This window comes from Streptomyces sp. NPDC048338, assembly GCF_043201055.1.
GTDB lineage: Bacteria > Actinomycetota > Actinomycetes > Streptomycetales > Streptomycetaceae > Streptomyces.
The window spans coordinates 60,421-81,215 of sequence record NZ_JBICYQ010000002.1; the positions used below are offsets into that span (position 1 = coordinate 60,421).

General features: G+C 74.5%; 23 protein-coding genes and 3 pseudogenes. 11 read left to right on the forward strand and 15 right to left on the reverse strand.

Features of this window, described 5'->3' with window-relative positions; translation table 11 throughout:
• Positions 1-107 precede the first annotated feature (107 nt).
• Positions 108-575, reverse strand: a pseudogene (locus tag ACGFZF_RS04715) (TetR family transcriptional regulator); the annotation flags it as partial.
• A 109-nt stretch (positions 576-684) separates the two neighbouring features.
• Here ACGFZF_RS04715 and ACGFZF_RS04720 point away from each other — a divergent pair.
• Positions 685-1,672 (forward strand): annotated as a pseudogene (locus tag ACGFZF_RS04720) (lipase family protein); the annotation flags it as partial.
• On the opposite strand, the gene ACGFZF_RS04725 reads toward ACGFZF_RS04720, so the two are convergent.
• The 3 genes from ACGFZF_RS04725 to ACGFZF_RS04735 all read right to left on the reverse strand — a co-directional run bounded on the left by ACGFZF_RS04725 (position 1,673) and on the right by ACGFZF_RS04735 (position 3,460).
• A complete protein-coding gene (locus ACGFZF_RS04725; protein ID WP_393551066.1) occupies positions 1,673-2,143 on the reverse strand; it encodes a hypothetical protein in 471 nt (156 codons plus the stop codon).
• A 233-nt stretch (positions 2,144-2,376) separates the two neighbouring features.
• Complete coding sequence (locus ACGFZF_RS04730) at positions 2,377-2,766, reverse strand: hypothetical protein (protein ID WP_393551067.1); 390 nt, start codon at positions 2,764-2,766, stop codon at positions 2,377-2,379.
• Between the two features lie 172 nt (positions 2,767-2,938).
• Complete coding sequence (locus tag ACGFZF_RS04735; RefSeq protein ID WP_393551068.1) at positions 2,939-3,460, reverse strand: HAD domain-containing protein; 522 nt, start codon at positions 3,458-3,460, stop codon at positions 2,939-2,941.
• Positions 3,461-3,805: 345 nt separating this feature from the next.
• On the opposite strand from ACGFZF_RS04735, the gene abc-f reads away from it, so the two are divergent.
• A complete protein-coding gene (gene abc-f / locus ACGFZF_RS04740; RefSeq protein WP_393551069.1) occupies positions 3,806-5,419 on the forward strand; it encodes a ribosomal protection-like ABC-F family protein in 1,614 nt (537 codons plus the stop codon).
• Between the two features lie 189 nt (positions 5,420-5,608).
• Positions 5,609-6,115 carry a hypothetical protein gene (locus tag ACGFZF_RS04745; RefSeq protein ID WP_393551070.1) on the forward strand — a complete coding sequence of 169 codons (507 nt, stop codon included), beginning with the start codon at positions 5,609-5,611 and terminating at the stop codon, positions 6,113-6,115.
• A 57-nt stretch (positions 6,116-6,172) separates the two neighbouring features.
• Here the strand turns inward: ACGFZF_RS04745 and ACGFZF_RS04750 are convergent.
• The 3 genes and pseudogenes from ACGFZF_RS04750 to thpR form a co-directional block, all read right to left on the reverse strand.
• A pseudogene (locus ACGFZF_RS04750) lies at positions 6,173-6,517 on the reverse strand (enoyl-[acyl-carrier-protein] reductase FabV); the annotation flags it as partial.
• A 50-nt stretch (positions 6,518-6,567) separates the two neighbouring features.
• Positions 6,568-6,933 carry a hypothetical protein gene (locus ACGFZF_RS04755; RefSeq protein ID WP_393551071.1) on the reverse strand — a complete coding sequence of 122 codons (366 nt, stop codon included), beginning with the start codon at positions 6,931-6,933 and terminating at the stop codon, positions 6,568-6,570.
• Between the two features lie 346 nt (positions 6,934-7,279).
• Complete coding sequence (gene thpR, locus ACGFZF_RS04760; RefSeq protein WP_393551072.1) at positions 7,280-7,870, reverse strand: RNA 2',3'-cyclic phosphodiesterase; 591 nt, start codon at positions 7,868-7,870, stop codon at positions 7,280-7,282.
• Positions 7,871-8,322: 452 nt separating this feature from the next.
• On the opposite strand from thpR, the gene ACGFZF_RS04765 reads away from it, so the two are divergent.
• Positions 8,323-9,003 carry an adenosylcobinamide amidohydrolase gene (locus ACGFZF_RS04765; RefSeq protein WP_393551073.1) on the forward strand — a complete coding sequence of 227 codons (681 nt, stop codon included), beginning with the start codon at positions 8,323-8,325 and terminating at the stop codon, positions 9,001-9,003.
• Positions 9,004-9,025: 22 nt separating this feature from the next.
• Here the strand turns inward: ACGFZF_RS04765 and ACGFZF_RS04770 are convergent, their stop codons facing one another.
• From ACGFZF_RS04770 to ACGFZF_RS04795, 6 genes are all read right to left on the reverse strand, one after another.
• Positions 9,026-9,505 (reverse strand): DUF5709 domain-containing protein, encoded by a 480-nt coding sequence (locus ACGFZF_RS04770; protein WP_393551074.1) that lies wholly within the window; start codon positions 9,503-9,505, stop codon positions 9,026-9,028.
• 115 nt (positions 9,506-9,620) lie between these two features.
• Positions 9,621-10,682: an iron-containing redox enzyme family protein gene (locus ACGFZF_RS04775; protein WP_393551075.1), complete on the reverse strand. Its 1,062-nt coding sequence runs from the start codon at positions 10,680-10,682 to the stop codon at positions 9,621-9,623.
• Complete coding sequence (locus ACGFZF_RS04780) at positions 10,679-10,933, reverse strand: CDGSH iron-sulfur domain-containing protein (RefSeq protein WP_393551076.1); 255 nt, start codon at positions 10,931-10,933, stop codon at positions 10,679-10,681. The genes ACGFZF_RS04775 and ACGFZF_RS04780 overlap by 4 nt, the downstream gene beginning before the upstream one ends.
• On the reverse strand, positions 10,917-11,603 hold the full coding sequence (locus ACGFZF_RS04785; protein ID WP_393551077.1) for a HemK2/MTQ2 family protein methyltransferase: 687 nt from the start codon (positions 11,601-11,603) through the stop codon (positions 10,917-10,919). The genes ACGFZF_RS04780 and ACGFZF_RS04785 overlap by 17 nt, the downstream gene beginning before the upstream one ends.
• 209 nt (positions 11,604-11,812) lie before the next feature.
• Complete coding sequence (locus ACGFZF_RS04790) at positions 11,813-12,607, reverse strand: VOC family protein (protein ID WP_393551078.1); 795 nt, start codon at positions 12,605-12,607, stop codon at positions 11,813-11,815.
• 243 nt (positions 12,608-12,850) lie between these two features.
• Complete coding sequence (locus ACGFZF_RS04795; protein ID WP_393551079.1) at positions 12,851-14,041, reverse strand: zinc-dependent alcohol dehydrogenase; 1,191 nt, start codon at positions 14,039-14,041, stop codon at positions 12,851-12,853.
• A 219-nt stretch (positions 14,042-14,260) separates the two neighbouring features.
• On the opposite strand from ACGFZF_RS04795, the gene ACGFZF_RS04800 reads away from it, so the two are divergent.
• From ACGFZF_RS04800 to ACGFZF_RS04815, 4 genes are all read left to right on the forward strand, one after another.
• Complete coding sequence (locus ACGFZF_RS04800; protein WP_393551080.1) at positions 14,261-15,226, forward strand: TIGR03557 family F420-dependent LLM class oxidoreductase; 966 nt, start codon at positions 14,261-14,263, stop codon at positions 15,224-15,226.
• Positions 15,227-15,307: 81 nt separating this feature from the next.
• Positions 15,308-15,961 (forward strand): hypothetical protein, encoded by a 654-nt coding sequence (locus ACGFZF_RS04805; RefSeq protein WP_393551081.1) that lies wholly within the window; start codon positions 15,308-15,310, stop codon positions 15,959-15,961.
• A complete protein-coding gene (locus ACGFZF_RS04810) occupies positions 15,958-16,995 on the forward strand; it encodes an NAD-dependent epimerase/dehydratase family protein (protein WP_393551082.1) in 1,038 nt (345 codons plus the stop codon). Before ACGFZF_RS04805 ends, ACGFZF_RS04810 begins: the two co-directional genes overlap by 4 nt.
• A 5-nt stretch (positions 16,996-17,000) precedes the next feature.
• On the forward strand, positions 17,001-17,687 hold the full coding sequence (locus ACGFZF_RS04815; protein ID WP_393551083.1) for an HAD family hydrolase: 687 nt from the start codon (positions 17,001-17,003) through the stop codon (positions 17,685-17,687).
• 142 nt (positions 17,688-17,829) lie between these two features.
• Here ACGFZF_RS04815 and ACGFZF_RS04820 read toward each other — a convergent pair whose 3' ends face one another.
• Together ACGFZF_RS04820 and ACGFZF_RS04825 are read right to left on the reverse strand one after the other, a co-directional pair.
• Positions 17,830-18,075, reverse strand: a complete 246-nt coding sequence (locus ACGFZF_RS04820) for a hypothetical protein (protein ID WP_393551084.1) — start codon at positions 18,073-18,075, stop codon at positions 17,830-17,832.
• 82 nt (positions 18,076-18,157) lie between these two features.
• On the reverse strand, positions 18,158-18,691 hold the full coding sequence (locus ACGFZF_RS04825; protein WP_393551085.1) for a hemerythrin domain-containing protein: 534 nt from the start codon (positions 18,689-18,691) through the stop codon (positions 18,158-18,160).
• Positions 18,692-18,933: 242 nt separating this feature from the next.
• Here ACGFZF_RS04825 and ACGFZF_RS04830 point away from each other — a divergent pair, with 242 nt between their 5' ends.
• The 3 genes from ACGFZF_RS04830 to ACGFZF_RS04840 all read left to right on the forward strand — a co-directional run bounded on the left by ACGFZF_RS04830 (position 18,934) and on the right by ACGFZF_RS04840 (position 20,772).
• Entirely contained in the window at positions 18,934-19,626 is a 693-nt protein-coding gene (locus ACGFZF_RS04830; RefSeq protein ID WP_393551086.1) for a nucleotidyltransferase family protein, read from the forward strand.
• Positions 19,619-19,888 carry a hypothetical protein gene (locus ACGFZF_RS04835; RefSeq protein WP_393551087.1) on the forward strand — a complete coding sequence of 90 codons (270 nt, stop codon included), beginning with the start codon at positions 19,619-19,621 and terminating at the stop codon, positions 19,886-19,888. The genes ACGFZF_RS04830 and ACGFZF_RS04835 overlap by 8 nt, the downstream gene beginning before the upstream one ends.
• A gap of 107 nt (positions 19,889-19,995) precedes the next feature.
• On the forward strand, positions 19,996-20,772 hold the full coding sequence (locus tag ACGFZF_RS04840; protein WP_393551777.1) for a metallophosphoesterase: 777 nt from the start codon (positions 19,996-19,998) through the stop codon (positions 20,770-20,772).
• Positions 20,773-20,795: the final 23 nt, after the last annotated feature.

The window sequence follows — 20,795 nt, forward strand, 5'->3', positions numbered from 1 at the left end:
TCGTCTCCAGTGGGGTTGACGGTGCGGCGCACACGCTCTCGCGGGCGGGCGGCCGCCGGACGTCGCAGGACCGACGGGAAGGTGAATTGCGGGGTGCGGGCCCGAGGTCAGTAGGGGAGTCCCTCGGAGGCCGCTCGCAGCGCGGCCTGCAGACGTGCGGTGAGTTCCCGTGCGGGCGCCTCGGCGTCGTCGGCGAAGCGGAGGGCGAAGTCCTCCGCGGCCACGGCGAGGGCGCCGTTGAGCGTGGCGGCGTGTACGCGTACGCCGAGGTCGTCCGGGCTCTTCCCGGACCGGCGGGCGAGCAGGCCGGCGAGTACGGGCAGCGCGTCGTCGTGGGCCTGCAGCCAGACGAAGCGGAGCGCCGGTTCGGTCCGCGTCATGCGGATCAGGTCGAGCACGGCGGGTTCGGCCGTGGGCAGTTCGCCGTCGCCGACCGCGTCGGTGACGAAGTCCAGCAGCGGGGTGCCGGCCGGCCAGTGCCGCAGGGCCTCGACCGCGGCGTCGAGGCCCGCCGCGAGGAGGGGGCGGACACAGCTCTCCTTGGTGGGGAAGTGGCGCCAGAGCGTGCGGGCGGAGAACGCGCACCATCCCCCTCGAGCAGGAGTGAGCCGCGTGAACCCTCAGCACCCGCACCCCCCGCACCCTTCGTACGCCGATGCCGATCCGGCCTGGGCGGGCGCGGACCCCGCCTTCTACGACCCGCCGGCCGACCTCCCCGCCGCCGACGGATCCCTGATCCGCACCGAAGCCCTCCCGCTCGCGCTCAGCCTGCCCGGAGTCGACGGACCGCTGCCCGGCAAGGCCACCCGCCTGATGTACAAGTCCACGGACTCGACCGGCGGACCGGTCGCGGTCACCGGCGCCTACATCGAGCCGTCCACGCCGTGGAAGGGCGGCGGCCCGCGCCCGTCGTCGCCCTCGCCCCGGGGACGACGGGCCAGGGCGACCAGTGCGCCGCGTCCAAGGCGCTGGAGAAGCCGCTGTCGCTCGACGAGGGCTCCGTCTCGATCGGGTACGAGAACCTGGCGATCCACCGGTTCCTCGGCAAGGGCGTCGCCGTGGTCGTCACCGACTACGTCGGGCTCGGCGCGACCGACCGGCCGCACACCTACGTCAACCGGCTGGACGGCGGACACGCCGTCCTGGACGCCGTGCGTGCCGCGCGCGCCCTGCCCCGGGCGTCGGTCACCGCCGACTCGCCCGTCGGCCTGTACGGGTACAGCGAGGGCGGCGGCGCGACCGCCTCGGCCGCCGAACTCCAGGCGTCCTACGCCCCCGAGGTGAAGCTCGCCGGCTCCTACGCCGGAGCGCCCCCGGCCGACCTGACCGCGGTCCTCCGCGCCGTCGACGGCAGCTCGCTCAGCGCGGCCCTCGGCTGGTCGATCAACGGATTCCTGCAGTCGGAGCCGGCGCTGAAGCCGATCGTCGACGCCCACATCGACGACGAGGGCCGGACCGCGCTGAACGACCTGTCCCGCATGTGCATCGGCGACGGTCTCTTCGCGTACGGCGGCCGCGAGAGCAGCTCCTGGACGAAGAGCGGCGCGTCCCTGGCGGACGTCGTGAAGGGGGCCTGCCGCTGATCGCGGACCAGGGAGCGGCCGTCGACTGGGTCACGGACCGCCTCGCCGGAAAGCCGGCCACCACCGACTGCCGGACGGTCGCACGATAGTCACCGCGGTTCGCGGTCCGTCGTCGCCGGCGGCCGATCGCTCGGAGCGATCGGCCGCCGGCGCGCACCCCGGAGGGGGTTCCGGTCGATGAGGGCGCGTGCCCGGGTGGCCAGAGCCTCCACGACCCCCTCGTGCGCGGCGTCCACCGCGATACCGAGGCGGATCCGGCCCCGGCCCGTCCCTTCGCCCGTCCCGTGCGGGCGGTCGAGGTCCTCACCCGGTGCGTCGGATCGGTCCTCGGTGAGTGTGAAGGTGAAGAACGAGCAGCAGGCGCTCTCGCGCGCCACCAGATCGCGCACCCGGTCGCCGACGCCCGGTCCGCCGTACAGGTCCAGGTGCAGCAGCAGCGGCCCGGGCCTGGACACCACGGTCAGCCGGGCGGCGAACAGAGCGTCCCACTCCGCCAGCCGCGGGGGCTGCTCCTCACCGGGCAGTGCGCAGGACCGCGGCACCCCTCGCGGGTCGGTCATCGCGACCACTCCCTCCGTCCGGGTCGCGCCACGTCCCACGGTAGTCCCGCGCCCCGTGGCGCGACACGGACGAGGAGGGGGCTTCCGGCCGGCTCGTCATCCCGGCCCGATGCGCCGTCCCCACGTCCACCAGGTGGAGGTCCTCATCGCCCCGGACGCGGACGTCCGGGCGACGGCCATGAGGTCGCGCGCGGGGAGCCGCCTGGTCCCGTCGCCCGCCGCCGTTCGATCAGTCATCCCTCGGCTGGTCCCTCGCCGGCCCCGCCGGCGGCCGCCCCGTCGGACGCGCTTCGCCGGGCCCGCAGGGCCCGCCGCGTACGGGTGATGCCGTAGACCAGGAGCCAGGGGAACAGGGTGATGCCGCCGACGTAGACGGCGAGGTAGCCCAGGACGTCGTCGAGCCGGGTCGGGTCGTCCCAGCTGTCCAGGGGCAGGATCATGGCGGTCGCCGAGACCGCCACCGGTTCCAGCGGGAGCAGGACGGACCACAGACGCGGTCGCCAGCCGGGGCGGCTCGCGCACCACCAGCCCATGATCCCCATGATGAAGGGCCCGAACGGCACCCACCACAGCACCGGGAAGAACAACAGGACCCACCACTCGTCCGAGTACCCGAACATCATGACGCCCCCCGAGATCGTCGCCCCGCGCGATTCCTCCTCCACGTCATGCCCGCGGAGACGTCGAGTTGAACGCGTTCAGCCCAGGTGTGGCCGGGATCTCAACGGTCGGGATCCCAGAGGCGGGAGACCGTCGGCGGGATCGACCCGGCACTCCTGGCGCCGGACACGGACGTCAGCGCACCCGGTCCAGCCAGGCCTTGAGCACCGCGAAGTCGTCCTCGTCCAGGCCCCGGCGGGGGTCGACCCGGTGCAGCAGTGCCTCGCCCGGGTGGTGGGCGGCCACCCACGCGCGATCCGCGTCGGTCGGTTCGTCGTCGACCCAGGCGAACGGCCGCCCGGCCGCCCACGCGACGAGGGGGCGGGTCTTCCAGTGCAGCCCCATCCGGTGGTCCCGTTCGTCCCTCGCGGACGGCTCCGGCCAGTCGACCACGGGCAGCGGAGGCAGACCGAGGCGCGGCGCGACGCACGCGTTCGCGTCCGCCATCCACGTCGTGGCCCAGACGATGTCGCACGCGAGCGCCGCCAGCCGCGGCCCGTGGGCGGCATCGATACGGGTCAGCAGCGGGTCGGCGGCGGCGTCGAGCCGGTCGTCGCCCGTCGTGTACGTCGGATACGCGTCGGGCGCCGCGCCGAAGGGGATGAGCGGTCCGTCGACGTCCAGGAACAACAGCGGGCGTTGGGCCGGGGTGATCATGCGGGCACGATAGTGGTCCGCCCCGCGGCCGAGGCGTCCCCGCCCGCCCGCCGCTCGGTCGGTGGGAAGGCCGCCGGCACGCGCTCGCTCCGACGGCTCGGTCCTGTCCGGGACCGAGGGCGGACCCGGGGAGCGGGCGGCCCGGCGTGGACGCCCGGAAATCCGGTGGGAGCGGCCGCCTCCGTCGTCTAGCATCGGCCGCATGGGTTCGTACTACTTCTTCCTCTGATTCCCGGGGAGGGGCACGCGATGACCGTCGGCCGGCCGACGGTCTGAGTCCGCTGCCCTCCACCAGGCCCATGATCCCGGCCTGTCTCCCAGGCCCTCCCCGGAGGAACACCCATCATGCGCGAGCGCGCACTCTCCCAGCTGGCCGTCAAGGACGTCTCCAAGGCGTACGGCCCCCGCATCGTCCTCGAACGCGTCTCCTTCACCGCCAGCCCCGGTGAGCGCATCGCCGTCGTCGGCGAGAACGGCTCCGGCAAGTCCACCCTCCTGCGCCTGCTCGCGGGAGCCGACACCGCGGACGAGGGCGAGATCACGGTCCGCGCGCCGGGCGGTGTGGGCCATCTCGCCCAGACGATCTCGCTCCCACCGTCCCGGACCGTGCAGGACGCCGTCGACGCCGCCCTCGCCGCGCTGCGCGAACTCGAACAGCGCATCAGGCGGTACGAGGACGGTCTCGCCGACGCGACGCCGGAGCAACTCGACACCTACGGCGACCTGTTGCACGCCTTCGAGGAACGAGGAGGCTACGAGGCGGACGCCCGCATGGACGCCGCCCTGCACGCGCTGGGGATCGGCCGGCTGGCCCGCGGCCGCACCCTCGGCACGCTCTCCGGCGGTGAGCGGTCCCGCCTCGCGCTGGCGTGCGTGCTCTCCGCAGGCGCGGAACTCCTCCTCCTGGACGAGCCGACCAACCACCTCGACACCCACGCCACGCGCTGGCTGAAGGAACGGCTCGCGGGCCATCGCGGCACCGTCGTGACCGTCACCCACGACCGGGCATTCCTCGCGGACTACGCCACCGCCATCCTCGAAGTGGACGGGGACACGCGCGCGGTCCGCCGGTACGGAGACGGCTGGACCGGCTATCGCACGGCCAAGGCCGCGGCCCGCCGCCGCCAGGCCCAGGAGCACCTCGAATGGCTCGACGAGGTGGCCCGTACGGAAGCGCTCGTCGAAGCGGCCGGACAGCGGCTCGCCGCCACCGGCAAGGATCCGCGCCAGGGCTTCGGCAAGCACCGCCGCTCGTCGGAGTCCAAGCTCTCGGGCCAGGTGCGGACGGCGCGGGTACGCCTGGAGGAGCTGCGGGCTCATCCGGTGGGACCGCCGCCCGAGCCGTTGCGCTTCGCCGCCGCGCTGACGGCGACGAGGACGTCAGGTGTGCTCGCGGAACTCGCCGACGTCGCCGTGGGCGGTCGCCTGCGCGTGCCCCGGCTGCGGGTCGAGGCGGGCAGCCGGCTGCTCGTCTCGGGTCCCAACGGTGCGGGCAAGAGCACCCTGTTGCGCGTCCTCGCCGGCGACCTGCCGGCGGACCGGGGTCTCGTCCGGCACAGCGGCGCCCGGATCGGCTACCTGCCCCAGGAGCCGGCGCGGGTGCCGTTCGCCGGCACTCTCCTGGAGGCGTACGCGGCGGGTCGGGGTCCGGCGGAAGAACTCGCCGACGAGCTGCTGGCCTGGGGACTCTTCGGAGCCGAGGACCTGGAGACCCCGGTCGCCGGCCTCTCGGTGGGGCAGCAGCGGCGGCTCGAACTGGCGCGGCTGGTGGCGCGGCCCGCCGACCTGCTCGTCCTCGACGAGCCGACGAACCACATCGCCCCCGCCCTCGCGGAGGAGCTGGAGGAGGCCCTGGCCGGCTACCCGGGAGCCCTGGTCGTGGTGTCCCACGACGCCGGCTTCCGGGGCCGCTTCGTCGGCGACCGCCTCGAACTGCGCGGGGGCCGGCCCGCCGCCTGAAGTCAGGGGTGGGTGTCCTTGTGCGCAGGGAGGAGGGAGGCCGGGCCGCTCCGCCCAGGGTGCGGACACAGGCCGCGCGCGGCCGTGTTCCAGCCTGTGGCGATCTGCCGGACGAGGAGCAGTCGCCGGAGGCGAGAGCCGCGCCGTGGACCGGAGCCGTTGTCGGTGCCGGCTGAGAGGATCGCCCGCATGACAGTTCTGCTTCTCGGCGACATCGAACGAGCGGTCCGCAGCAGTTGGAGCGCGGAGACGTGCACGCCCGAGTTCCGGGCGCGCTGGACTCCCGACAACCCGGCGCGCGACCAGTGCGGCGTGACGGCCATGGTGCTCAACGACCTGCTGGGAGGCGAACTCATCCGCGGAGAGGTCCATGTCGACGGTCGGCGCGTGGACTACCACTGGTGGAACCGGCTGGGCATGGGGGTCGAGATCGACCTCACCCGCGAGCAGTTCGGTCCGGAGGAGATCGTCACGGGGGGCGAGGTCGTACCCCGCCCACCCCGCAGCGAGTGGCGCCGGCTCCAGGACGAGTACGCGCTGCTGAGCCGGCGGGTCATGGAGCGGCTGGGCGGGCACCCGGCCACGGCGCCCGCCGCCCCCGCCACGGCACCCGACATCCCGGCGACGGCATCCGCTGCCCCCGCCGGAGACCCCGCGCCCGCGGGTGGGAAGCCCGTACCGTCCTCCGTCACGTGACCGTCGTCGGGCGCCGGCCCGGCGGTTGAACGTGGGGGCCCGCGACGCGTGCCGGGGTCAGGCGGTGGGGGTGGGCCAGGGGACGTCGGTGGTCACCGGGACGGTGTAGTCGATGCCCGGCACGGCGAATCCGTACAGGCGCCGGACCTCGGCGTGGAACCGGTCGAGGTCGGCGAGTCCGGCGATGGTGTCGGTCGTGGCGTCCTCCCAGCGTGCGGCGACGGCCGCCTGGACGTCGTCGGTGAGCTCCCAGGTGTCCAGGCGGACCCGGCCTTCGTCGTCCAGGGCGAGCGGGGCCGCACCGGTCAACCGGTCCCACAGGGACGCGAGCTGACGCACCGGCGGGACCAGGCCCTCTCCGAGGACCCCGCGCAGCAGGCCCGTGTGCAGGGCGATGCCGGAGGCGGTGCGCGTCGGGCGGCGCTGAGCCGCCCGACGCTTCCCCCGGTCGGTCAGCCCTCCCCGATGCGATGCGTGTCGTCGATGTCGTCACCCCACCGGGTGGTCCCGTGCCGGTGCCCGCCACCGTGTCCGGCGTCGAGTTCGCAGCGTCGATCACCACCCGGCTCCGAGCCCGGCTCCGAGCCCGGCTCCGGTTTCCGCCTCGACTCCGGTGCCGGTGCGGTGGCGTGGCAGAGCGCGGTCTCGACAGGGAGGCCGGGACGACGCGCCGGGCGCGGTACGCCCTGCCCCGCCCGTTTGTGGCGGCGGGCGAACGGGTGCCAGACGACGAGCGCGACGAGGACGCCGATCAGGAGCCACGCGGCGAGAACGGCGAGAGCGAGAAGGATCCAGCGGAGGAGGTCGAGGAGCGTCATGAGGGTCTCCCGGGGTGCATGGGCCCAGTAGGCGGTGGGAGGGCGCTGAAAGGCACGAATACAGGAAAAGCGGTCACGTCTCGTCCTTGTCCGACTGAGCCATACCCCGGAGAGTGAACCCGTCACACGGGACGGTGACCTGCTCGAACGGAGCCTGTTCGCAGGCGGCGTGTCCGTTCGGTACCGACCGGCGCACCGTCCCCGCCGACACCACCGGCACCGTGGTCCGGCCGTGGCCGTCGACGGCTGCCCCGGGACGCCGCCCCTCGGACGTCCCGCTCCCGCCGACCGCGCCGCGCGCCGAACTCCACGACGGTGCCGCCCACTCCCGTACGTACGGCTTCCCTCAGCGCCCGCCGTCGAAGCGCCACGCCTCGATGTCGCGGTAGCGGATCGGCCCCGGGCCCCGCCCGAAGTTGCTGCCGACCAGGTGGAGCCGACCGGCCTGCCACGGACGGCCCGCGAAGTCGGCGATGACCGCGGCCGCCTCCGCGATGGCGGAGAGGTCGTCGCGGCGGGCCCGAGCGAGCGTCAGGTGCGGGCGCAGCGGCCGGTCCTCGAAGGGGATCCCGCACTCCTTCACGACGGCGCGGACCTCGGTGGCGAGTCCCTGCAGACCGTCGACGTCCCCGTCGATCCCGCTCCACAGAACCCGTCCGTCGAAGTCCCCCGAGCCGCGCAGTGCCAGCTCCAGCGGTGCACGCGCCGACGCGAGGTCCGCGAGCGGCGCCCGCAGGAGCGGAACCGCCGTCACCGGGAGCTCACCGAGGAAGGCCAGCGTGATGTGCCAGTCCTCGACGCGGTTCCAGCGCAGCCGTGGGTACCCCTCGTAGACGGGCCGGAGCGCCTCCTCCAGTTCCGTCTTCGCCTCGTCCGGCGGCGCCAGCGCGACGAACACGCGCACGGTCGAGGGCTCGGGCTGTTCCTGTTCCTTCACGGATGACTTCGTACACCACCGCCCGACGGCGTGATCATCTGCCCCACCCCTCACCGTCCCCGACGGGACCTGCTACCTCCGACCGCTCCCGAGCACCCCACACCCGACGAGCCCGCCGACTGACCCGTCGTGCCCGTGCGGCGCGACCTGACGCCGGTGGGGACTCCAGGCGCCGAGACCCGCATGGGCGGGTGTGGCGCCGGCCTCTCACGGCCGCGCCGTCGTCACATGCTGGTCGGCACTGCTCCGAAGGTACGCGTTCAGGAACGTCCCGACGGACCGGCCGGCCTGGCCCTTCGTCCGTCCAGCGCCCCGCACGGGCGCCGAGTCCTCGGGCTGTCCCCTGCCGTCGCAAACGTCGGCCGCACCACCTCTTCCGAGGGCCCTCGTGGGGCGGGGGCACCGCGCGCGTACGATCAGCCGGTCCTCGATCTCGCAAGGAGCCACGACCGGTGACCGCCCTCGCCCCGCCGCCTCGCGGTGCCGTCTCCGTCCTCGACGTGCAGTCGCTGACCCGCGTGGAGGACGGCGAGCGGCTCCACGCGCTGCTGTGGCGGGCGGGCTCCGGCTGGCGGATGATCAGCAGCGCCGTTCTCGGCGGTGGCATCGGCGCACGGGCCTGGGTCCTCAACGCCCAGGTCTCCCATGGCTACCGACGCACCGACCCGGACCGCCATCTCGCGGATCTGGCCACGGAGGCCGGGGTCGGCGGGAACGGCGTCGGGCTGATGACGGCAGCCGACGTCTCCCGGCACGCCGTCGCGGCCGACGGCGGCGTCGAAGCCGTCGCCACCGCGGGCGTCTCGGTACGGGGATGGGCCGCCGCGCCCGAGGAGACGCGAGCCGGGACCAGCGGACCGGGCACGATCAACATCGTCGTGGCCCTGCCGGTCGCCCTGACCGACGCCGCCCTGGTCAACGCCGTCGCCACGGCCACCGAGGCCAAGGTGCAGGCGCTGCTCGACGCGGGGTACGACTGCTCCGGCACGCCCACCGACGCTGTCTGCGTCGCCGCCCGTGAGCCCCGCCCCGGCGAGGAGACCCACGGTTTCGCCGGCCCCCGCTCCCTGTGGGGCGCGCGCCTGGCCCGGGCCGTCCACGGCGCCGTCCGCGCGGCGGTGCCGGCGCGCTGACGCGCACGGCCGGCCGGGTTCGTCAGCCGGCTTCGGCCTCCACGCCGTCGATGCCCGTGTCCTCGTGCATCGCGGCCTCCTCCGCCGACGAGAGGCCGTCGTCCAGGCCCACGTCCTCGGCCACGACCGTGGCCGCGCCCGGATCCGCGGTCGCGGTGAGCCGGCCGGCGCGGGTCGCGCCCGACTCCGGGTCGACAAGCTCCCCCTCGCCCTCCGGGAGATCCCCGACGCCGTCGCCCGCGACGACGGGACCGTCGGGCAGCTCCTGGGCCAGACGGTCGTCGAGCGACTCGCCCTCCCGCTGCTCGTTGACCGTCGTGCCGTGCCGGGTGACGCCCCGAGGCCGTTCCGGCGGCGAGTATCCGGGCTCTCCCATGGCGTCCGTGGGCGTCGTGCCCAGCGCGTTGTCCGGATCGAGCTCGTCGCTCGGACGGTCGGAGCCGTCCATCGGCTCGGGCTGGTAGACGTCGTCACCGCGGGAGGTGGACTGGTTCTCGGACATGGGGGACTCCTCTCGGGTACAAGCATGTCGCGATCGGCTGCGGACCGCGACGGACGCCGTCTCCCCAGCGACTACCCCTGCGACGGACGGGTGAACGCGGCGTCCCGGCCGGGCCTCACGCCGTTCCCGGGCGCCCGCGCAGGGCGGACCCGCCCCGGTCCCACGCCGTACGGAGGTGGGCGGCGAGGCGGTCCTCCAGCAGCAGGGTGGCCGCGCAGCCGAAGGCGACGTCCGGCTCCAGGTCCGGCTCGTCGGCCAGCAGTCCACCGATGACCTCGTGGCGGACGACCTGTTCGTGGACCGCGTCGGCCTCCACGTGCTCGGTGTAGAAGTGCTCGGCGGCCGGACCGGCCCCACAGCGGCGCATGGCCTTGGCGAGGCGTCGCGAGCCGGGCGAGGAGGTGACCTCCACGCAGGCGAAGTGGCCGACCAGCGCCCCGCGCAGGGCCCTGTGCAGACCGAGCAGCGACATGAGGTTGACGACGGCCAGCGCGGGCGCCGGAGCGTCCGCCAGGTAGTGCCCGTACGTGGGGTCCAGCCCCAGGTCGCGCATCAGGTCGGCGTAGAGCCGGGCATGGACCCGGTCGGCGCGGCCCGCACCGAACTCGTCGTACTCGATGGCGACCATCGCGGCCTTGGCCCGGCCGGTCAGCCGCGGGATCACCCACGCGTGCGGGTCGGCCTCCTTGAGGTGGTACAGGGAGCGCAGGGCGGCGTACTCGCGCAGCTGCCAGAGCTCTCCCTCGGCCGCCAGGCGGTGGCTGAGGCTGTCGCCCGGGTCGACCGGCTCGACGAGCAGCGGCGCGAACGCCTCGTCCGCCGTGACCGGAGCGTGGGCGGTCCCCTCCCGCAGCGCGGTGAGGAACCGGTCCTCCAGCGCCCGGCGCAGCCGGAGCAGGTCCGGATCCCATTCGCGGCCGGCGTCGACGCCGTCGACCCCGCGGTAGTGGAGTTCGTACAGCAGGTACAGCGCGAGATGCAGGTCCTCCCCCCAGGGGTCGGCCGCTCGGACGGCATCGGAGAGGTGACCGGGCGCGCTGCCGCCGCGCAGGGACTCGACCACGGCGTCCGACAGCGGCCCGCGGCCCTCCACCAGCGGGGATCCCGGCGAGGGCGCGGGAGCCGGGGAAGCGGACGTGGTGGACGTGGCGGTGGTCCCGACGGTGGATCGCGTCATGTGTTCCCGTCCTCGGCCGGCGGCGCGGAGCGTTCGCGCGGGCGGTGGCTGGTGTCGCACCAGGGGTAGGTACGGCTGCGGCGGCAGGTGCACACGGCGACCATGAAGCGTTCCGAACGGACGGTCGTCCCGTCGTCGAGCTCGATCTCCACCGGGCCCTCGATCAGCACCGGGCCGGACCGCTCGACCCGGACCGCGCGGGCCGGGCGCGACGCGGCGGCATGCGGGGCGGGGTCAGGAACGGCGGGCACGGACGACCACCAGCTCCTCCTGCTCGGCACCCTCGGAGGCGAGGCCCTGTTCCCGCAGCCAGGCCCGGCGCGAGCGCAGGACCGGACCCCACGGCACCGATGCCCGCTCCGTCACCTCCGCGACGAGCCCGCGGTTCTCCAGGAGCCCGACGGTGGCCCGCGCGTCGCACATCCCGGAGTGCACCATGAGGAGCACGCCCTCGGGGCGCAGCAGCGAGGGGGCGGCCGCGCAGATCCGGTCGATGACGCGCCGGCCGGAGTTCCCCGCGTCCCAGGCCCGCTCCGGGCCGCGGGTCGGCAGCCGGTCGGCCGGGGACGGAACGTACGGAGGATTGCTCAGGACCAGGTCGAAACGGCGGCCCTGGGTGCGGCCGGCGAAGTCGCCGTGCAGCACCCGCAGGGGCAGCCGCTGCAGCCGGCTGTTCAGGCGGGCCGTCAGCACCGCGCGCCAGGAGACGTCGACCGCCGTGACCTGGGCGCCCCTGGCCGCCGCACGCAGCGCGAGCGCACCGGTCCCGGTCCCGATCTCGACGACGTCCGCGCCCGGATCCAGCGGTTCCCGCGCCAGGGCCCGGGCGAGCAGCAGGGTGTCCGCCTGCGGCCGGTACACGCCGGGCGGCGTGACGAGTCCGGGCGCGAGGGTCGGGTACGTCGGGGCGATGGTCGACACGGGGGTACCTCCTGGCCGGCCGCACCGTCCGCGTCGCCCGGCGGGTTCGGCCCGGGTACGGCGCGGCGGCGCGGTCACGAACGGTGCGGGGGCCCGAGCAGGTCACGGACGGCGACGGGCGCGGGCGGACAAGCGATCACGGCCCGCGACTACCCGATCCCGGGCGCCTTGCACATCGGCGGCGCCTCCCGTCCGCGCGCCCCCCGGGCTCACCCCGCGGCGGGGGCCGAGGGTTGCGGTGCGACGAGGGTGAAGTGCGCCCCTTCGGGGTCGGCGAGCGCCACCGAGCGACTGGTGCGCGTGGTGTCCACGGGGGAGACGGCCCGGCCGCCCGCCCGGGTGGCCGCCTCGACCGCCGCCTCCAGATCGGAGACGTGGAAGTGGACGTGCCAGTGAGGGCGCACCTCAGGGTCCGGGGACTCCTCCAGAGCCCCGCCGCCGAGGCGGGCGACGGTGTCGTGTCCGTGGCGCAGGACCACGCGATCGTGCTCGTACGAGGCCACGCAGCAGTCCCGCTCCCCGTCCCAGCCGAGGACCTCGCCGTAGAAGACGGCGGCGGCGAACGCGTCCCGTGTCCGCAGTTCCAGCCACGCCGGTGCGCCCCCGTGGCCCACCGACCAGTCGGGGATCACGGCACCCTGCCAGAAGCCGAAGACGGCGCCTGCGGGATCCGCCGCGAGCCCCGCCCGCCCGGCGCCGGCGGTGAGGGGCCCCACCGCCATCGTGGCCCCCCGCTCGCGGATCCGCGCGGCGGTCACGTCGGCGTCGTCCACGGCGAAGTACACGGTCCACGCGACGGGCGCGCCGGGCCGGTCCGCGAGGGCTCCGACACCCGCCACGGGGGAGTCACCGTCGAAGGCGACGGTGAAGCCGTCGTCCGCCGGGGCGGAGGCGAACCGCCAGCCCATCACCGCTTCGTAGAAACGCATCGCCGCCCCGGGGTCCCGGACGGTGAGGCTGACCCAGCACGGCGCCCCGGTGATGTCCTTGCTCGATGTCGGCACGGTCGCCGGCCTCCCTCGTCGCCGCTCGGTTCCGCTCCGGAGCCCACGGCTCCCGGATTCGATCCTCTGGGTCCCGGCCGGTCCTCGCCACGCGACGTGCTCCGTCTCCCCCGCCGCCCGCCCGTGCCGCAGCCCTCGTCCGGCGACGGCGGGGGAGCGTCCGGGGCGGGAACGGGGCTCCGGGGCGGCGGCGTGCGGACGGGTGGGACGGCAGCCCCGGCGGCCGACCTCGCCCGGGGTACGTCAGTGGCCGGGCGTCAGCACGGTCTTGATCATGCCGTCCTGCTTCGCCTGGAACGTCTTGTACGCCTGCGGGGCGTCCTCCAGCGGCAGGACGTGGGTGGCGAAGTCGTCCACCCCGAGTGGATCGTCGTCGCCGAGCAGCGGCAGGATGTCGTCGACCCAGCGCCGCACGTTGGCCTGGCCCATGCGCAGCTGGATCTGCTTGTCGAACAGGGTGAGCATGGGGACGGGGTCCACGGAGCCGCCGTAGACGCCGACCAGGCTGATCGTGCCGCCGCGGCGGACCGCGTCGACGGCCGTGTGGAACGCGGCCATGCTGTCCACGCCGGCCCGGCTCATCAGCTTCTTGCCGAGGGCGTCGGGCAGCATCCCGGTGAACCGCTGGGCGGCCTTGGTGAGCGGGGCCCCGTGGGCCTCCATCCCGACGGCCTCGATGACGGCGTCCGTGCCGCGGCCGTCCGTGAGGTCCCGGATCCCGTCGCCGACGTCCTTGCCGATCTCGGCGAGGTCGAGGGTGAGGACGCCCCGGTCCTGTGCGCGGAACAGCCGCTCGGGCACGAGGTCCACCCCGATGACCTTGCCCGCGCCCCGGTGCAGCGCGACACGGGCGGCCATGTCGCCGATGGGTCCGAGTCCGAGCACGGTGACGGTGCCCCCGGGCGGGACGTCCGCGTAGGCGACGGCCTGCCAGGCGGTGGGCAGCACGTCCGAGAGGTACAGGTACCGCTGGTCGGGGGCGTCGTCGGGCACCTTGACGGGCAGGGTGTCGCCGAAGGGGACCCGCAGGAACTCGGCCTGGCCGCCGGGGACCTGCCCGTAGAGCTTGGTGTAGCCGAACAGGGACGCGCCCATCCCGTACTCCTTCACCTGCGTCGTCTCGCACTGCGAGTGCAGCCCCTGGGCGCACATCCAGCAGGTGCCGCAGGAGATGTTGAACGGAACGACGACCCGGTCCCCGGGCGCGAGCGCCCGGACCTCGGGGCCGACCTCCTCCACGATCCCCATGGGCTCGTGCCCGAGGATGTCCCCGGGGTCGAGGAAGGGGCCGAACAACTCGTACAGATGCAGATCGGAACCGCAGATCCCGGTGGAGGTGACCCGGACGATCACGTCCGTCGGATCGACGATCCCCGGGTCGGGCACGGTGTCCACACGGACATCGCGCTGCCCGTGCCAGGTCAACGCCCTCATGGTCACGCTCCTCACTCGCGGGTGCCGTGGACACGCCGCGACTGCCCCACCGGGCCCGGGCGTATGCGCTCCCCTCCACGCGGGTGCCCGGCCCGGACGCGGGTGCCCGGCCCGGACGCGGGGCCCGGGCCTGTGACCCGGCAGCGGGCCGCCCGCCCGCCGGGTCCCGCCACGACGTCCGCGAGGTTTACGGGTGAGGGGCCCGGTCAGTCGCAGGGCATGGTTCGCATCGGCTACACGATGATGACCGAGCAGGCCGGACCGCGAGCGCTGGTGGATCACGTGGTGGGCGCCGAGGCCGCCGGATTCGACTTCTCCGTCATCTCCGACCACTTCTTCCCCTGGCTGGCCGAGCAGGGCCACTCCCCGTACGCGTGGAGCGTGCTCGGCGCCGCCGCGCAGGCCACCGAGCGCATCCCGCTCATGTCGTACGTGACCTGCCCGACCTACCGCTACCACCCGGCCGTCGTCGCGCAGAAGGCGGCGACCGTGCAACTGCTCTCGGAGGGCCGCTTCCGTCTGGGACTGGGGTCCGGCGAGAACCTCAACGAACACGTCACCGGCCAGGGATGGCCCAGCCCGCGCGAGCGTCTCGAACGGCTCGAGGAAGCGGTCGTCGTCATCCGGCGGCTGCTCGCGGGAGAGACCGTCGACCACGACGGGCCGCACTTCCGCGTCGACAACGCCACTCTGTGGGACGTGCCGGAGCAGGCCCCGGGCATCGGCATCGCGGTCTCGGGCCCGCGCTCGTGCGCCCTGGCCGGCCGGTACGCCGACCTCCTCGTCGCCACGGAGGCCGAGCGCGGCCTGCTGGACGACTTCGACCGCAACGGCGGAGCGGGGAAACCCCGTGTCGGCCAGGTGCCCGTCTGCTACGACCCCGACCGCGACGCGGCCGTCGCCCGCGCCCACGAGCAGTTCCGCTGGTCGCTCGGCGGCTGGCGCGTCAACGCCGAACTCCGCGGCCCTGCCGGCTTCGCACAGGCCACCGAGACCGTCGGCCCCGAGGACGTCGCCAAGGCGATCCCCTGCGGGTCGGACGTCGAGGAGTTCGCCGAGGCCATCCGCCCCTACACCGACCTCGGGTTCACGGAGATGGCCCTGGTCCAGATCGGCGGCGGGCACCAGCAGCCGTTCCTCGACTGGGCCCGGACGGAGCTGCTGCCCGCCCTGCGCGACCTCTAGGGGTGTCGTGTCGACCGACGGCGAACGCGCCCCCCGCCACGAACCCCGCGACCGGACAGTCCCCTGCGATCGGACAGCGTCATGAACACCCGCCACGCCGCCGGACGGCGACGCTCCGCCACTCCCGACCCGCAACGCCTGCTGGGCATCTACCTCAACGACCACCTCGCCGGCTCCAGCGGCGGCGTCGCCCTGATCCGGCGCGCCGCGCGGAACCAGCGCCACACGCCGGCCGGTCCACCCCTCGCCCGTCTCGCCGAACAGATCGCGCAGGACCGGGACAGCCTGCGTTCCCTCATGACCGCGCTCGACGTCCCCGTGAAGCGGCGGCGGATCGCCCTGGGGCGTCTCGCCGAGACCGTGGGCCGGGCCAAGCCGAACGGCCGCCTGCTGTCCCGCTCACCCCTCAGCGACGTCCTGGAGCTGGAGGCCATGCGCATCGGTGTGGAGGGCAAGACCTCGCTCTGGGAGTCGCTCAGGACCGATGCCGAGACGGACCGGCGGCTGCCGGTGACCGAACTCGACCGGCTGCTCGCGCGGGCCCACCGCCAGGCCGACGTCCTGAAGGACCTGACCGCCGACGCGGCACGGCGCTGCTTCGACGCCGACCCCGGGACCACGAAGGAGCGAAGGGTCGGCGGAGCGGCCGAGGGCGAGGCCGACGGAGAAATCGAACGAGAAGTCGACGGAGAGGCGCCTCACGGACTCTCCGCGGGAAAGGGGTGGACGTCATGAGGGTCGTCGTCACCGGAGCCACCGGCAACGCGGGCACGAGCGTGGTCCGGGAACTCGCGAGCGACCGGATGGTCGGCGAGGTGCTCGGCATCGCGCGCCGCACCCCCGAACTCCACGTCGGCGGCGTCCGCTGGGTGGCGGCCGACATCGACCCCGGCGGCGCCGACCTCGACGCGCTGTTCGCCGGGGCGGACGCCGTCGTCCACCTCGCCTGGAAGTTCCAGCCCACGCACGACCCCGTCGAGACGTGGCGCACCAACGTGCTCGGGGGCATCAGGGTCTTCGAGGCGTGCGCCCGCGCGGGTGTCCGCGCCCTGGTCCACGCCTCGTCCGTCGGCGCCTACTCGCCCGGTCCCACCGACGGCCGTCCCGTCGACGAGTCGTGGCCCACCCACGGCTGGCCCGGCGCCGCGTACACCCGGGAGAAGGCCTACCTGGAGCGCTACCTCGACGGATTCCAGCTCGCCCATCCCGAGCTGCGCGTCGTCCGGATGAGGCCCGCGTTCCTGTTCAAGGAGGAAGCGGCGAGCGAGCAGCGCCGGATCTTCGCCGGCCCCCTCCTGCCCTGGCGCATCGTCCGTCCCGGGCTGCTGCCCGCGCTGCCGGCCGTCGCGGGTCTGCGCTTCCAGGCCCTCCACACCGATGACGCCGCCCGGGCCTACCACGCGGCCGTGGTGCGTCCGGTCCGCGGCCCGTTCAACCTGGTGGCCGAACCGGTGCTGGACACCGCCGCGGTCGCCCGCCTGCTGGACACCCGCACCGTCCCGCTGCCCGCCGCGGCCGCCCGGGCTGCGCTCGCCGCCGCCTGGCGCATGCACCTCGTGCCCGCCGCGCCCGGCCTCCTCGACGCCGTGCTCCGCCTGCCCCTCATCGACGCCGGCCGGGCCCGCGACGAACTGGAATGGACACCGGCCCTCAGCGCCGAGGAGGCGGTCGGGGAGTTCCTGGCCGGCCTCGGCCGCGGAGCGGGGCTCGCCACCGTGCCGCTGGCCGCGGCCGGAACGGCGGGGTCACGCCGGAGCGGGCGGGAGTGAGGCCCATGACCGTCCGTGCCGCCCTCTTCGACGTCGACGGAACCCTGACCGACACCAACGCCCTGCACGTGACCTGCTGGTGGGAGGCGTTCCGGCAGGCCGGGCACCGGATCCCCACCCATGCCGTGCACCAGGCGCTGGGCCTGCCGGGCCCGGACCTGCTGACGCACCTCCTCGGTCCCGACCACGACCGGGAGCAGGACGAGCGCATCAGCACCGCCCACGACGTCCTCTACGCCACCTACTTCGACCGCTTCAGCCCGCTGCCGGGCGCCCCGGACCTGCTGCGCACGCTCGCTTCGGACGGCTGGCGCGTCGTCCTGGTCACCTCGGCCTCGGGCGCCGAACTGGAGGCGCTGCGCCGCGCGATCGACGCGGACGACGCGGTCCACGCCACGACCAGCGCCGACGATGTCGACCGGGGCAAACCCCATCCCGAGCCGGTCCACCAGGCCCTCGAACTGGCGGGCGCGAGCGCCGACCGCGCCGTGTTCGTCGGCGACAGCGTGTGGGACATGAAGGCCGCCGGACGGGCCGGCGTGCGGTGGTCCGCGGCGCTGCTGTGCGGCGGCATCGCCCGGGCAGAGCTGGAGGCCGCGGGGGCGGGCGAGGTGCACCGGGACCCGGCGGACCTCCTGCGGACCCTGCCGTCCGGCCCGTTCGGCCGGATCGCGGTGGACGGGGACGCCTGACCGGGGCGCGAGGCTGCGCCGTGGACGGGGACGCCTGACCGGGGCCCGAGGCTGCGCGGCGAACGGGGGCGTCTGACCGGAGCGGGAGCGACGCGACGGCCCGGGCCGACGAGGCCCAGGCCGTTCGACGGTCGCGCCCCCCTCAGCGCCCCTCGTCCTCCCGCGGGTTCCCGCCTCCCCGGTGCGGCCGGGTCTGTTCCTCCCGGCCGATGCCGGGGCGCTGCCGCTTGGCCGTGTGTCCGTCGGCGCCCTGCGGATCGGTGTCGCCCGGGCGGTCCGCCACGGCCTCCTCGGCCTCTCGCCGGGAGGCCCGGTCGCCGCTCTCGCCCTCCGCCTGCGACGGCGTCGTCCGGGCGGCGTGGCCTCGGTGTTCCTGGTGCTCGTTCACGGTCGTACTCCCTTCGGTCATGGCCCCGCTCGTCCACCACTCGGCGCGCGAGCGTCCGGGGTCCTGCGCCGCTTCGTGCCGGTCACCCGTGCACGACGGCGCGCACGTGCTGCACGCTGCCGCAGCCGGACGCCAGCTGCTTCTCGCGCTCCGCCAGGAAGGCGGCACCCAGCTCCGCCCGGCGCGTGTCGGGGACGTTCTCCCGGGCGCCGTTGAGGATGGTCCGCTCCTCCTCGTCCACGTGGTGCGACACGGCCTCGACCAGATCCTCCAGCCGCTCGTCCCACTTCTCGGAGCCGACGTCATCCACCTCCAGCAGCGCCAGCAGCGCCTTGTTGCCGTCGGCGTGCTCCTCCGCACCGTGTTCGACCTCGTCGTCGTCGACGCCCTTGAACCGTTTGAGCGCTCCGTAGACCTCGGCCTCCTCCGCCTCGCCATGGGCGATGAGCAGGGCCGAGAACTCCTCGAGGGCCTTGGCGCGGTCGGCTTCCACGTTCCGCATCCGGCGGAAGAGCTCCTCCATGGCGCGGTGGTCCTCCAGGATCACCGCGACGACGTCCTGGTCCTTCCTTACATCCGGCATGATGCGTGCCTCCTCGTCCGAGGGTTCCGTCATGGGGCGCCTGCTCGGGATACCGCGGCCGAAAACCCGGTCGGGCCGCCTTCCCGTCCACGAGCCGTACGCGTCCGGCCCGTCCACGAGCCCTACGCGTCCCGCGGATCGCGGGCCGTACGGCAGCCGTGGCGGCGGCGGATCCCCGGCTTTCCGGACAGGCCCAGGGATGGTTTCGCGGCCACGGGGTACAGGCAGGACCCGACCCGTCACGGGGCGACGGTCGTCCGTGGGAGGAGGAGCGGATGCACCTCAGGCACGAGGAGTACGGCGACACCCCGGCGGCGCTCGGCCACGCGCAGGGGGCGGTGGACGCCGGCGAGGCGTCGGCGCCACGGCCCGACGCGCTGCCCCCCGACCACACCCAGGCCATCCTGGAGGTCACGAAGGAGATCGGCGGCGTCCTGAAGAACTCGGGCTGCGCCTTCGCCCTCGTGGGCAGCGTGGCCGCCTACGCGCACGGCATCCCGGTCCGGCTCCAGCACGACGCCGACTTCGCCGTGCGCAGGGAGGACGCCGAGACCGTCACGGGGCTGCTGCGCCGGCACGGCGTCGAGATCGTGGAGCCGCCCGAGGACTGGCTGGTGAAGGCGCGCAGCCGAGGGGAGCAGATCGACCTGATCTTCTCCCTGGCCGGGCGGCCCGTCACCACCGAACTCCTCGAAAGAGCCTGGACGTTGCCGGTGGACTCCGTCCACATGCCGGTCGTCGACCCGACCGACCTCATGGTCGGACGGCTTGCGGCGCTCTCCGAGCACCACTGTGACTTCGGGGCCCTGCTGCCGGTCGCCCGCGGGCTGCGCGAACGGATCGCGTGGCAGCGCGTGCGGGCGGAGACGGGCGAGCAGCCCATGGCGGCGGCCTTCCTCTACCTCCTCGAACTGCTCGACGTGATTCCGCCCGCCGGAACGCAGGGAGAACGGACCGACGATGACTGAGCACGCGCACACCGGCGCACACGAGGACGACTACCGCATCGCCCGGCTGTGCGAGCGGCTCGCCGGGGACCCGGTGGCCGAACAGGGCGTACGGGTCGAACAGCGCGGCGACGCGGTGCTGTTGAGCGGCACCGTGCCGACGGCCGCCCGGCGCGACGAGATCCTGCGCCTGGCCCACGCCGAATTGGCGGGATTCACGGTGCACGCCGACCTCGCCGTGTCGTGCGCGGACGCGCCGGACCGGATGGAGGAACTGTCGTGACCGCGCCGGTGATTCCGGACGTACCGAGTCAGGGGGCGCGGGCCGGTGTCCCGACACCCGTGAGCAGGGAGGGGATCACCCCTCTCCCCGCGGAGGCCGCCGAGGAGGTGGCCACGGTCCCCACCACGGACGGGGGATTCGTCCGGGTGGCCGCCGTCGGCGACATCCATCTCGGCACGGACTGCTCCGGGCTGCTGCGCCCCGCCTTCTCCGTCCTGCACGAGTGCGCCGACCTGCTCCTGCTCGCCGGAGACCTGACCCGGCACGGAACCGTGGAGGAGGCGGAGGTGGTCGCGCGCGAGGTCGCCGACATCGGCGTCCCGGTGGTCGCGGTCCTCGGCAACCACGACTACCACGCGGGCGAGGAGAAGGCCGTCGCCACCGCGCTGTCGGCCGCCGGCGTGACCGTCCTGGAAGGAGAGGCGGCGACGTTCCCCGTCGCCGGGCACACGGTCGGCGTCGCGGGGACGAAGGGCTTCTGCGGCGGGTTCGTCGGCCGCTGCGCGGGCGAGTTCGGGGAACCCGAGATGAAGGCGTTCGTACGGACGACTCGGCGGTCCGCCGACGGGCTGAACACGGCGCTGGGCGAGCTGGCCGACGCCGACTGCGCGGTCCGCATCGCGCTGACCCACTTCGCGCCCGTACCGGACACGTTGGCGGGCGAGCCGCTGGAGATCTACCCCTTCCTCGGCAGCTATCTGCTGGCCGAGGCGATCGACTCGTCGGGCGCCGACCTCGCCGTCCACGGCCACGCCCACCACGGCACCGAACACGGCATGACGGTGGGCGGCGTACGGGTGCGCAACGTCGCCCAGCCCGTGATCGACCGCGCCTTCGCGCTCTACCAGCTGCCCCTCGGCGAGAACGGCCGGCTCCGAGGCTGAGAACCGGCGGCGCCGGCCGCCCC